This window comes from Roseivirga ehrenbergii, assembly GCF_001593005.1.
Classification (GTDB): Bacteria; Bacteroidota; Bacteroidia; order Cytophagales; family Cyclobacteriaceae; genus Roseivirga; species Roseivirga ehrenbergii.
Genome location: NZ_LQZQ01000003.1, coordinates 156,481 through 169,981, shown reverse-complemented (window position 1 = coordinate 169,981; position 13,501 = coordinate 156,481). Strand labels below are relative to the sequence as shown.

The window sequence follows — 13,501 nt, the reverse complement described above, 5'->3', positions numbered from 1 at the left end:
GTTTCTCAGGCTTGGCGATTAATTGGTTGACTTTTGATAGATCATTTCCTGCTCTGTAAGCTTTATTCGCCCTGGCCCCAATCGTTCTCTATACACTGCCTTCAATCTACCTGCAGCATCATATTCATATTCAGTAAATAAATTATTGGCATCTAGTATATGGCTCAACTCACCCCATTGATTATATACATAGGAGGTCATTGCACTCTCTAATGGATGGAATCGGAAGTCGTCAAAGTAAGCGGACGAAGCCCCCACGCCATCTATTATAGCTTCAATTTTTAACGAAGTTGCATTCGATGGTACAGTAACATCCAAATTCACTAAATACCAATCTCCAGCCTTTTTATTAATGTTTGGTGTTGCTGTTGCCACAAAGCTTCCATCAATAAAGTAATTAAGCTGAGCATCACTTAACTGAGCCCCTGGAGAAGGCTTCATCCAAATGCTGGCTCGATAAGATTTACCCGCAACAAACTCTGAATTATTTAACTCCAACCTTAGTGCCGTTGCCGGAATTACATATGGGTGTGAGTAACGTGAAGCGGCATAAATAGAATTAACCCCAGTATGAAACACTGTATTGTCTATTGTACCATCAACTATTTCAATTTTTCCTGCATCCCAGAACCCTTCAGTTGTTGCCTCTTCTACACCCGTATAATAAAGCTCGGTATGTTTGGACAATGCAGCGGTGGCAGTAACTCTTTTATACTCCTTATCCATCAAGGTAGCTGCATATTGTTCGTTAATATCCTTTACCTCTCTGGCATGCGAATAAACATCATATAAAGTGATTTCTGAAACTGTTTGCCAATCACCAACCTCTGCATACGTATTACTTGGATTATTTGGATCATCTTCATAGAAATAGTCTTCAAAAGCGTTTACAAAGCTCTCTACAGGAAATAAGCCATGGGCGTCAAGAATATCGGTAGGTTGACCAACCCAAACTCTGGTGGTGGAAGGTCTAAAGACTGAGTTTTGGGCAGAAACTTGCCCTAAAGGCACAAAACTATTACTCCAGTCTTGCACTGTAGCAGAAGCCAATCCTTTATAAATATATTTGTCGGTATTGTCTTGCTCTACTCTCAGTATATAAGCACCAGTCACTGCGTTAAGCATATTTTTATTTGTCCTATTTTCTATTTTAAGCCCCATACCGCTATAGCGATGATATGCTGGTATCGTCACCCGCATATATTTATTTCCATAACCATCAGTAGACATCTCTTTTATGCTATTTCCGGAAATAAAATCATATTCAACATTTCTTTTCTCAACAGTTATGTTTGTTTTAGAGCTAAATGAAGTCTCAGACACCAAAATGGAGGGATACACCTCAGTTTTAAAAAGTGTTTTTATATATTCTAAATTATTCTCATCTAAATGTCGCCCATCCACATCAAGCTGAAATCCCTTACGACTTTCATTATACATTTCTTGAAATATTCCTTGACCTTTATACAAGTTATTTAGTTCAGCTGAATAGTCCTCCCAGCCTACAATATCACTTAGATAAGTACTGGTACGACTCGAAATTAATTCGTTATTAGCACCATACTCTGAAACGGACATCAAATTACCAGCACTTGAGGTAAAGTCTTTCAACACAAATGGCGACCATCTTTTTTTACTATTAACAGTGGTTTCAACAGGGATAATTGTTTGAATCATATCATTTTGCAGCGGTTTGAAATGGTAAACCACTTTTCCTGGTGTCTCATAACTGCCATCAGGCTTATTTTCAAAGCTTTTTACAGTAACATATTCATAATTTACACTAGGAGCAGGAAGAAACTCTCTTAAACCTATGGGGGTATAATACTCTTCCCTAATCTGTTTAGTAAAAGCCTTTTTCAAGGAAGATAAAAATGGAATTTCAGCATAGAAATTAAAGGGTTCATAAGAAGTAACTCCTGACGAGATATTTGAATTTGGATGGGTGTATTCATACGCTATTTTTGTCCCATCTCCAGTGTCGGAAGAGTTAAGAATAGATTTTACTCTCAGACCTCCCCCAGGGATATTTACTTCATTATCCTCGATAAAAATAACACCCCAATCAAGGTTCTTATCAACTATAAAGCCATGAGGAAGTGTTTCAAATTCTCCTAGTGAAGATAAATCAAAAGCCTCAAATTCGTTGAAATAGGCATTGAGTTCAAGATCGATGTAATCGTTACCTACCTCCTTAACTTGACAATTAAAGTGAGAATCTATACCTAGCGATTTTTCAAATATATAGTCATTTGGATCTCCTGAGTTTGGGTCAGGCTCTACAGTTGTTATTTCAAATATACTCTTAATTGAAACTATACTCCCCTCGGTTAATTGGTTTAAGGGAAATGAACTTTCCAAATCAACAAAACTCAATCTGAATCTATCCGAAAGAAACTCACCTTCTTTAACAGGTATTGGCCTTAGTTTATGAAATGCCGCTCTTGAATAATCATCGGATTCGTACTCAATTTCTATAGTACTTCCTAAGGGGGTGCCAATCTTCTTTAAAGACCAAGCCTTAACATCTTGGGCGGAAATAGGTGTGGTTATTGCTCTAAAGTATTGATCCTTTGAAGGGTCATAATCCAATTTAAAATCCCCCCAATTATCTACAAAATCGAACTCTACATCTGCAAAATTTGAAGCTTTATTATAATAGTCAAAATCTATTGAGGGAAATACATTTGCTCCTTCAATCCCTAAATGTTCTACAGATTTAAGGCTAAGTTTACGACTTAAATAACCAGCCCCATACGTATAACTATTATCAAGGTTTCTAGATACTAAAAAGGAATTTTTTACATCTTGACCTAAGTTGTTCTCATAAGAGAATTTAACTCCACGAATTGACCTCGCCTTTACATCGGTCTTAATCTGGTCATAAACATCTAAAACCTTATTAAAATAACCATATCCACCATATGGTATTGCACCAGGGCTATTTGCTGTTATTTCTGCGAGCTCAGTACCTTCATATTGAACAAATGGGTAGTTAATATACTCATCAATCACCTCATTTATAGGGTCAAGATTCCTAGTCCGCCACCAATCAAATGTTTCTGTAGGTGAGATATCTTTGTTCTGCACCACGTAGACCTCGTTCAATCTTAATGAAAATTCCGAATAATCCTCTTCGCTAACATCACTCCAAGAATAAAGTGAGGTATTAACATTCCTCTTAGAGTTAATTCGAAAACCCATTTCTCCAGTTTCAAAGTCGGCAACCCCTTTCCCATCTCTTCTTAGCTCTTTAAAGAAGAGCGCAGTATGAGTTCTAGTCCTTAAAAAATCCAGATAATACTGCTGTTTTTCACCATAGGAAAAAACTTCAGTCCCTGCATCAGTATCTATATGTTTTCCTTGGACAGGATTACGCCATTTATAGTCATCATTCCACTTCCCATAATCGAATTTGACCCAATATCCCCAGTCACTATCATCCAAAACGCCATTCGCGGCACCACTAGCTCCACCTCTATCCACAAAATCAGGACCTGTAACAGCCGTAAGTAGCCATGTATAAGCATAAGGGTTCAGGTTCAAATGTTCTTGAAAAGAGTCCAATGGTTCATCTATTTTCCCCACTTTACTATACTCATTAAGTATGTAGACAGGGAGGGCATAATGATAAGTATAACCATCCTTATTGGTGATCATAAACCCTCCAATTTGGTCAGAAAGATCATAGCCCGTAATGCTCGAAATGGGGGCATCGTAATCAAAACCTTCAACTTTTAGAAATCCGTAAGACGCAGGTTGATTTGCTGATAGTTGAGAGTTAGAATACCATTCCACATGTCTCGACCCTGCCAACATATTATCTTTAAAATAATCCGTGTTCACATCAACCGAATAATCAACACGATTAAAGTCAAAACTCCCTGAAACGTCTTCAATCTTAGCATTATCATCAATAGAGTATTTATTGGAGAACTCACTATCAAAACGAAAGCTGGATGTCCCATGAGAATATTTGTACTTATAGTCGAAACCATAAACGCTTGTATTGGGCTGAGGAGAGACACCCTTGCGAAAAAGACTTCCATTAGAATAATTTTGAATCGACATATTGCCATTAAGACCTTGTGCACTCACTTGAAATAAATCCTTATTAGGAACAGAACCAATCTGCATTCTGTTAGCATGCACATCATTAGCAACTCCATATGAACTGTTTATTGGACCAGAATCCAGAGATGTAAATGAGGATGAAGTTGCTTCCGAAGTCTGTATATCATCAAAGTGTAACGGGCCAATAATGTCTGTCCTATCAATTTCATCAAAGTAACTATGCCTTTTAGACTTAGCAAAATTAAACGTGATTCCATTGTTTTTTCCACCAAGACCAAGACTTATACCCTGAGACTCCTCAGAAACATGCCAAACGCCTGATATAGAAACTGAAGAATTAAACTCAGACATTTTAACACGAGCACTTACTTTGGATGATTGGCTTTTCAATCCTTCAGGCATTCCCCCATCCTTTTTCACTTTATTAGATTCTGAAGATGATTTACTCATTGTTAAAGTTGATAGTCCTTGCTGTAGATCTAAACCAACATTAGTCTTTCCTTGGCTAAAATTAACTTTAGCAAACCCAAGAGAGGCTCCACCGTAAAAATTTGCTCCACCAAACCCTCCATTTTCTTTAGCATCGACACTCAATCCAAATCTAACAGAGGCTGCGTCACCAATACCAGCTGAAATACCAAAATCATATGAGGTTGTAGTTCCTCCATCAATATACTGTCTCGTGAACTTGCTTTTTCTTAAGTAGTCGTCAGGGTAACCGTCTACATACCTGTTAATAGCACCTGGATTGAGCGTCCAACCCAACCCAACCCAAGAAGCTTCTTGACCTGGCTGAGGGCCAGCATGATATGATAACGACATAGAATAACCCCCTTCAGGCCCAGGCACTTCCAATAATGGAATATTGTAAGTAAAATCTCCTGTAGCCAGATTCACCATGTCGGTGGTATCTACTGGCTCAAAACTTGTGTATTCAGGAGCCGTAGGGCCTGCGGTTAATGAGGCATAGGCCACTAAAGGTGAAAAAATATAGAACACCATATTGAATAATAAAAATATGGCAATGGTTCTTTTAATTCGGGAAATGTGAAGCATAATTTATTGCGTTATACTATTTCTTAAAAAATCTATCTGAGGCACTGAAAGTAAATTCTTGGTCTGAAAACGGTAGGTAGTTCTACCAGTTCCTAAGCCTATATCTTTAATATTAATCTGCACCCAATCCGTGTCTTTTATTTGGTCTTTATGAAAGGCAATCATTACAGAAGTGTTTCCAGATTGCCCATAGAGCCTATCATAATGCGAATCGGCAACAGGAATAGTATCTTTCTGAGAAGTCACCATTTCTGTAAAGCCTCCCATTCGAAAGGATAAATTCTGAAGTACATTACTAAAAGTGCCGAAGTTCTCCGAGGCATAAAGAGCTTCTTTTCCCTCCATTGAAATATTCAACATAAAATATAAGTAGTTGTCATACTTCTTTCTCAAAACAGTTATTAAAGAATCAGTAGGTAGGTCATCTCTTAACTCTTGGGCTACCCATAAATCAGTGGGCCTGTTATACAGCATTAGTTTATAACCCTTCCTTTCATGCTGCCTCATCAGTCCATGATCCTCTTTTAACACAAACGATTTCAAACCAGCAGCGTCATAAGATTGAGGTTTGCATGACGAAACCATATTCAACAACACAAATACTAAAAGTAATCTGATGCTATTCACCACGATACCTGCGATTAAGCCCCTCTACCACCTCATCTGTAATATCAATTCCTTCTTGAGCATATAATATATTACCCATACTAGTTGCCCCTAGAATGATTTTATAGGATCTTTTTTTTCCAAATTCTTCTATATAGGCATTTACTTCTTCTATTACCGCCTGGGTGCGCTGAGAATCCTCTTGCGCAGCCTTTTCTTGAATGGCCTTTTGATATGTAATCAATTGTTGTTGTTTTGATCTAATTAGCTGCTCCGACAAACCCTTTTCCTTTGTTGTCATTTTAGAAACTTCTTTTTCGTGTCTTTTCAGTTCATTCTGAACGTCCATTGTTAGCGTATCAATTCTTGCTTGCCATTCTAAAGAGAGCTTTTTATAATCATTTTGAGCGTCAACCATTCCTTGGTATTCTGAAAGCAGTTTATTAGAATCCACATATACCAATTGATCATTGCCATTAAAAAAGAGAAAAGAAAATGCCGTGATCGTAACAAGCAAATTTAACAATACGAAAAGTTGATTTTTTTTCATGTATAATATAATTTCGCTAAATATATACTGAATAAATATTTCGGACAACATTTTTCAAATCAACTTTTCATAGTACGATCATTATTAAATCATGAAGTATAAAGAAGGCCTAGACCCTATCAAATACTCTCGTTAATTAAAAGGACATACGACCGCTATCCTTGCACTGAAAATAAGTTGATTACTCAACAGATCAGACGCTTTCTGTAAATACATATGCGCTGCACAGCATATGGTGAATAAGTGATCAATTCTGTTGAACCCTTCATTAGGAAACAATATTTTACGAAAAATTAATACCCTTATGGAAAGAAGCGCGCTAACTTTAATTATTATTCTCTGTTTTATATTCAAAGTCAATGGACAGGAAGAAAACGTATGGTATGATGCCAAGGTCAAGTTTCTTGATGGGCGAGAAATTGTAGGAACAGCAAACTACAATACTCGTTATGGAGTGATTCAGGTAAAAGTAGGAGACAAGGTTGAAACCTTTTTAGAAAATAAAATTCAGAGTATGCTTTTGAAAAAAGGCCAACTTGAACATGATTTCAGGCTAGTAGCTATTAAATCTCAACATACTGGTGTAAAGGTTATTCTTGCTGAGTTACTTTACCAAAGTAACAACCACTACAGCTTGTTCATAAGACATAAAGCCATAACTGAGGGCACTAGCTATAACGTTAGCCCTATGGTTCCCATGGGAGTAGGCCCTCCAACTTTGACCGGATATGACATTCCTATTCAAACAAAAGTTAAATACAAGCCAAATTTAAATAGTGACTCCTTTGTATCAGTAGAAGACCCAATGCAAAAACGATCATCAAGAAAAACCAGCTTCTTCTTGATGATTGACTATGAAGGTAATATCGTCCCTTTGACTAAAGGGACCTTCTATGAGATACATTCGGATAAAAAGGATGAATTAAAAAAGTACATTAAAAGCAATCTGCTAAGCTTCAGAAAGAAAGCTGACTTGATTAAGATGATAGCCTACTATGATGAGATTAGCCATTGAAACTTCTTTACACTTTCTCTTACTATTAGCTGTTAGTCCATCATTTGTTGAAATGAAGTATCTCGTTGTTTTGGTGAAACTACCAAGAAGAAGGGGAAATAAAACAACCTCAAAACACGCCAAATACAGATAGAAATGTATCTTCGTGAACAAAAGAAAAAGCTTCAACTATGCTCTCTAAAGAATCTCAAAATCAATTACGCAGCAGATTATTTCAACATTTAGATGGTATCGGCACAGCCCCAACCGCCTATGTGTTAAAAGAGAAAGGAGTGCTTCAATACTTTCTAGAGCATAAAGAAGCATCGCTGGAAAAACTTACCCAAAGGTTTAAGGCAAACGAAGGTTATTTGAATGTTGGGCTTCGGCTTCTGGCTTCGCAAGGCTGGTTAACCCAAACGGTGGATAACGCAAAAGATAAAATCACTTATGCTATTACCGATAAAGGAGTTCTGGCATTTCCTTATATCGACCTCTACAAAGAAGTAGTTGAGCTTTTGAAGTTTTCAGAGAACTTTCACCCTAGAAAATTTGAGGTGGAACCGTTCCGATTGCTGGAGAAGATTTTTGAGAATTTTAAGCAAAATTACGACATCAGATTTTCTGAGTACCCAATAGAAAAAGCTGTTCAAGAGCAGATTCTAGCTCATATTGAAGGTATTTTGATCGGGCCAAGCATTGTGCATATGAGTATGAACGGCATGTTCCATAAGTACTTTATGGAGGCGAAATTTAGACCTGAGGAATTCCATAAAGACACTAAAAACTTCAAGAAGCTCCTCGATATCTTTACCTATTTAGGCTGGTTTACAGAAGTCAATGGTAATTACGAATTCACCGAAACGGGCCTCTTCTATGCCAAAAGGGCAAGTGCCTATGGTGTTACAGTATCCTACATTCCTACTTTCAGGAAATTGGAAGACTTGATTTTCGGGAACCCAAAAGTGCTCAAGGAAACTAAACCAGGCGAGCCTGAAAACCATGTAGACCGCGCCATGAATGTTTGGGGCAGTGGTGGTGCGCATTCGGGTTATTTCAAAGTGGTTGACGAAATTATTGTTGAGCTATTCAACAAACCTATTGAGCAGCAGCCGAAAGGTATTCTAGATATGGGCTGTGGAAATGGCGCCTTCCTTCAGCACTTATTTGATGTAATTGAGCAACAAACCCTAAGGGGTAAAATGCTCGATGAACACCCACTCATTCTGGTTGGGGTAGATTATAATGAAGCGGCATTAAAAATTACGAAGGCCAATCTAATTCAAGCGGATATTTGGGCAAAAGTAATTTGGGGAGATATTGGTCAACCGGCATTACTGGCCAAAGACCTAAAAGAAAATTACGGGGTTGATCTTGGCGAACTTTTGAATATGAGAACATTCTTAGACCACAACAGAATTTGGGAAATGCCAACCCACATTAACAAAAATAGGGTCAGCAACTCGACAGGAGCTTTTGCTTTTGAAGGAAAACGCATCAACAATAATTTGGTGGAAGACTCACTATTAGAGCACTTCACCAAATGGACACCTTACGTAGAAAAATTTGGTCTGTTATTAATCGAATTACACACTGTTGCTCCGGATTTAGTAGCTAAGAACTTAGGTAGGACTTCTGCCACGGCCTATGATGCCACACACGGTTTTTCAGACCAATACATCGTTGAGGTTGATGTGTTTGTTAAAATATTAGCCGAGGCTGGTTTATACCAAGACCCTTCAAAATTCAGGAAATTCCCGAATTCCGATTTAGCTACGGTAACGGTAAATCTTTTTAAGGGAGAAGGTTAATTTTAGCTCCCTTTTCGATGAGCTACCCTCTGCCTTTGTGGGTGTTATCAGCCACAAACCGCCTAGGGCTTTGGACTTTCAGTACTGGGCAAAGAGCTTTCTATTGGTAATAAAAGGCTGTTTTGACCCCATCCTCCTTGCTGGAGACAACCCCAACATGGGCATAAATAGATAGATTAAGATACGTTAATGATATGAATTCAACAGTCATACCCGTATAATACATTTATAGAGAACTATTATAACACAAAATAGAATCTATTAGTATAATATACTTACTTTTGAAAAGTGACGCAGTCATAGGAGCAACCCCTATTTCAATATCCTTTAAAAAAAATATGTTACACAATAAACCCAAATTTCATTTTTTTCTCCTGCTCTTCTCTTGTCTACTAACTCTAAGTTGTGTCGGCACCAACACAAAAAGTACTATCATAAATAATTATACAGGTGAGATAAATAGAATATTACTCATCATCGAATCAGAGGTTCCTTTTAAGGCATTCTCAGAAGGACTATCGGAAGAACTATATAAGGAGTTCGGATTAAGAAACATTCACCTCAAATCTAAGTTTTCGTTTCCATCTCCGGCTAAAAGAGACACTTCAATGCTCAAGTACTTGAACAAAAATTTTGATACAGATTGGCTTTTGGAGATTAGACAAACTCGCGCATATGATACTCCTTCTTTTAGCTCTCCACCAACCTATAACGGCTCAATGTGGGTAGGCGGAACAATAAGTGCAAGTCAAACAAAACTAGAGCTAGAGTTGACACTTACAGATTACCGAACTATGAGCACGATTTGGACTAGTACAATGAAATTATCTTCGGGTAACGGTATAACAATAGGCGGACTAAAGGATGGTTATGGCAAAACAACCACGGCTAGAAAGATTATGAAAACCCTCACAAAAGACGGGTTGTTGATTCCGTTTGAAACCAGATAGACACTCCAACTTTGGACTTTCAGTACTAGCCACTGAGCTTCTTTAAGTAAGAAAAGGATGTTTTTAAGCGTATCCGGCTTATTAGGGACAACCCCAACAAAGGCAGGAGACTCCTGCTTTTGGGCAAGATATTATATCACTTCAGAATCCGATTTCCTGACATATATCCAATCCTTTCCTCCTGAGTAGATCACTTCTCTTTCAAGCGTGAATCCGTTTTTTAAATAGAATCTAGCCAGCCCAGCGTCTTCTATGGAAAGCCAAAATGGATTGTTAGGATACATTTCAAAAATAGATTTCAGCCAAAAATCACCGAGGCTTCGCCCCCTAAATTTCTCAGCTACCCAAAGGTATCCAATGTATAAATATCCATTATCGAAATAGTATTCAGCTATTGGAGGGTAGTTGTCTGTTTCTGAGGTATGAGCAGAAAAAACCAAGCCCCCACCAATTAGCTCTTCACCCTGCTTAATGTCATATATCTTCACTGCTGGCCTAAATTCTTCCCAGTTCGATTTTAATTCTAACTTCCAATCGTCAGGAAGCATTTCAAAAAATAACTCAGGGGCATCAGAAATATCAATGATTTCTTGGCATGGATTGGAGGATTCTTCGGGCACAATTAAATGAGCTAAGGAGGTTTAATTATATGCAAATGTAGAGCAGCAAAATCAATTTTCAATGAATCAACAATCATTGATTGAAAACAAAAAACCCCGATAACCAAAATGACTAACGAGGTTCAAAAATTCTTTAATCTAAAGCTTAGGCATTCATCACTCTAGGTACTAAAACACCCTTTGGGGTGGTACCAAATTGCTTTAAAAAACGGGTATGAGAAGCTACAGCACCGAAGAAAGTTTCATGCTCTACATAAGGAAGGTTATGCTCCTTTGCTGTTTGTTTTACGATTTCAGCGATTTTAGGGTAATGTACATGACAGACTTTCGGGAAGAGGTGATGTTCAATTTGGAAGTTCAATCCTCCGAAAAGGTAGTTTACCACCCTATTTTTAATGGCAAAATTTGCTGTCGTATGCATTTGTAAATCAGCCCATGACATTCCAATTTTCCCATCCTTCTTAGGCTCAGGAAAAGAAGTTCCTTCAATAATATGCGCCAGCATAAAGATTACCGCCACTGTAAAGCCTTCTAATAAACGTCCGGCAATAAAACCGAAAACAACCCAGTACCAAGGCAAATCAATTACTATAATTGGAATCACAAGAAACACAGTATAGTATAATGCCTTATAAAAAAACAATCTGAAAATCTCCTTTTTAGGAAAAGTCTTTCGGTAATGTCCCCCGATCTGGTGCTGAAAAAACTTCTTATAATCTTTCACGAAAAACCAAGACACCGTAGCCAAACTATATAAGAAATAGGCATAAATGTGTTGAAAGCGATGTACCCACCATAAGTCTTGATTAGGTTGAAGTCTTAAAATTGGGGGTTGCTCAATATCTCCATCATGTTCAGGAATGTTCGTGTAAGTATGATGCACAATATTATGACTGATCTTCCAAACATAATCATTAGCACCAATGAAATTGAATGTTAAACCTAAACGTTCATTCAATTTTTGGTTACTTGTATAAGATCCATGAATCGCATCATGAGCAATGTTTAAACCGATCATGGCAGAAAAGAAACCATGCGCTAAAGCCAAAAGGAGCATGCCAATAGGACTCACTAAGCCCGAGACTACCAAAGCATAGGTAGCTATCCAGCCTGCTAAAATCCAAATGGTTTTAAAAACCATTTCGCTATTCGCATTTTTAGATATCTCATTCGTGGAAAAATAATTATCTACTCGATCACTAACATCCTTTTGAAAACCCTCTTGGGTTAATTTATCGAAGATTACTTTCTGAAACTTTTTTTTAGGAGGGGCAGTATTGTGCTCTGAGGCATTTGGATTCATAGGCTAATTTAATCTCTAGGCTAGACCGGAGAGTTGTCGGACATATAGTTTAGTTAAGTCCCCGAAGCAACGGTTATCGCCTAAGCTACGAATTTTTTAGCTGTCGAATACCATATAGCAGACATTAAAATACATTTACCATATTAAAAACCAGAAAATGGCTCAGTCACTAATGTTAGATTCCGTTCAAATTAAATACACTTAAAAATGATACATCCATTTAAAGCTAAAATAATCCCGTACAAACTAGATTATATTTAAAATTAAGCAAATTCATTTTGCTGTTTTCAAAGCCGAAATTGACAAAAAATTCAGGTTTAAGCTTCCTTCAAAATAAGACTAGACAACTCTCTACTTGTCATCATACCCCCTTTTCGCCAGATCAGTTCTCCATTTTTAAAAAGAATAAAAGTAGGTATACTTCTAACACCAAATTTTTGGGCCAAAGGTTGGTTTTTGTCTACATCAATTTTTATGATTTTAACTTTCCCTTCGTGTTCCTTTGCTACCTCTTTTAAAACTGGCGCCATGGCCTGACAAGGCCCACACCAATCTGCATAAAAATCTACCAATACAGGAGTATCTTGTGATACTAGACTTTCAAATTCCCCTTTCATAATATCGCTTCTTTTGTCATGTTCAAAACCCCTCTTTCTGAAGATTTGTTCCCTAGCAAAGCACTGAAAGAATGATCTGAAACACTATATTGAATCAGGTTTCACAACTCCCGGCTCCCGGTTCCGAACAATGAAAATTTGCGTTGCCCAAACAAAACCCTTTACGGGCACTATAGAAAAGAATATTATCCAGCACCTAAAACTGGTCAGCCTGGCAATTGAACAAGGCGTAGAACTTATCATATTTCCAGAGCTTTCACTTACAGGTTACGAACCCACCCTAGCCAATACTCTAGCAATTTCAAAAGACGATGCTCGACTGACCGTCTTTCAAGAAGCCAGCAGCGAAAAAAACATTACCATTGGAGTTGGCGCACCGATTAAAACTAGCCAAGGCATCGCTATTAGTATGATTCTATTCCAACCGAATCAATCTATTCAAGTTTACTCTAAAGGCCATTTACATGCTGATGAATTACCTTATTTCATTTCTGGCAATAACTCATTGATACTACAGCTTAATAGCCAAAAGATCGCATTGGCCATTTGCTATGAAATTTCAATTCCTGAGCATTCTGAAAAGGCTTTTCAAAATGGGGCCAGACTTTACATAGCCAGCGTAGCCAAATTCAAGAGCGGAATTAACAAAGCTAGAACAGAATTGGCCAATATTGCCAAACGCTATTCCATGAATATTTTAATGGCAAATTGCATTGGGATGTCGGATGGTGAAGAGTGTGCAGGTAAAACCGCTGCGTGGAACAAAGAAGGAGAAATGATATGTGAGCTGAATGAGGTAAATGAAGGTCTATTGATCTTTGATAATACAACCCAAACCACAGAAAAGTATTTACTCTAGCTTGTCTATTGGAATAGACAAAAAAAAAGAGTCACCCCCGTTGGAGCGACTCCCTTTCACC

General features: G+C 37.7%; 10 protein-coding genes. 4 read left to right on the top strand and 6 right to left on the bottom strand.

Features of this window, described 5'->3' with window-relative positions; translation table 11 throughout:
* Positions 1-18 precede the first annotated feature (18 nt).
* Genes MB14_RS04815 through MB14_RS04805 form a run of 3 tightly spaced genes read right to left on the bottom strand, consistent with a single transcriptional unit; the run spans position 19 to position 6,286 of the window.
* Positions 19-5,130, bottom strand: a complete 5,112-nt coding sequence (locus tag MB14_RS04815) for an RHS repeat protein (protein WP_062589692.1) — start codon at positions 5,128-5,130, stop codon at positions 19-21.
* Positions 5,131-5,133: 3 nt separating this feature from the next.
* Complete coding sequence (locus MB14_RS04810) at positions 5,134-5,757, bottom strand: hypothetical protein (protein WP_132644111.1); 624 nt, start codon at positions 5,755-5,757, stop codon at positions 5,134-5,136.
* Complete coding sequence (locus tag MB14_RS04805; protein ID WP_157716540.1) at positions 5,750-6,286, bottom strand: OmpH/Skp family outer membrane protein; 537 nt, start codon at positions 6,284-6,286, stop codon at positions 5,750-5,752. Before MB14_RS04805 ends, MB14_RS04810 begins: the two co-directional genes overlap by 8 nt.
* A 304-nt stretch (positions 6,287-6,590) precedes the next feature.
* Between MB14_RS04805 and MB14_RS04800 the strand changes: the two genes are divergently transcribed.
* The 3 genes from MB14_RS04800 (at position 6,591) to MB14_RS18920 (ending at position 10,041) form a co-directional block, all read left to right on the top strand.
* The gene (locus MB14_RS04800) at positions 6,591-7,301 is read left to right on the top strand and encodes a hypothetical protein (RefSeq protein ID WP_062589686.1); all 711 of its coding nucleotides are present in this window, start codon (positions 6,591-6,593) and stop codon (positions 7,299-7,301) included.
* Positions 7,302-7,471: 170 nt separating this feature from the next.
* On the top strand, positions 7,472-9,091 hold the full coding sequence (locus MB14_RS04795; RefSeq protein ID WP_062589684.1) for a class I SAM-dependent methyltransferase: 1,620 nt from the start codon (positions 7,472-7,474) through the stop codon (positions 9,089-9,091).
* A gap of 608 nt (positions 9,092-9,699) precedes the next feature.
* Positions 9,700-10,041: a hypothetical protein gene (locus MB14_RS18920; RefSeq protein WP_132644110.1), complete on the top strand. Its 342-nt coding sequence runs from the start codon at positions 9,700-9,702 to the stop codon at positions 10,039-10,041.
* Between the two features lie 131 nt (positions 10,042-10,172).
* Here the strand turns inward: MB14_RS18920 and MB14_RS04785 are convergent, their stop codons facing one another.
* From MB14_RS04785 to trxA, 3 genes are all read right to left on the bottom strand, one after another.
* Positions 10,173-10,661: a GNAT family N-acetyltransferase gene (locus tag MB14_RS04785; protein ID WP_062589681.1), complete on the bottom strand. Its 489-nt coding sequence runs from the start codon at positions 10,659-10,661 to the stop codon at positions 10,173-10,175.
* A 145-nt stretch (positions 10,662-10,806) separates the two neighbouring features.
* Positions 10,807-11,964 (bottom strand): fatty acid desaturase family protein, encoded by a 1,158-nt coding sequence (locus tag MB14_RS04780; protein ID WP_062589679.1) that lies wholly within the window; start codon positions 11,962-11,964, stop codon positions 10,807-10,809.
* Positions 11,965-12,281: 317 nt separating this feature from the next.
* The gene (gene trxA / locus MB14_RS04775) at positions 12,282-12,581 is read right to left on the bottom strand and encodes a thioredoxin (protein WP_062589676.1); all 300 of its coding nucleotides are present in this window, start codon (positions 12,579-12,581) and stop codon (positions 12,282-12,284) included.
* A 130-nt stretch (positions 12,582-12,711) separates the two neighbouring features.
* On the opposite strand from trxA, the gene MB14_RS04770 reads away from it, so the two are divergent.
* Positions 12,712-13,440 (top strand): carbon-nitrogen hydrolase family protein, encoded by a 729-nt coding sequence (locus tag MB14_RS04770; protein WP_062589639.1) that lies wholly within the window; start codon positions 12,712-12,714, stop codon positions 13,438-13,440.
* The last annotated feature ends 61 nt before the right edge of the window (positions 13,441-13,501 follow it).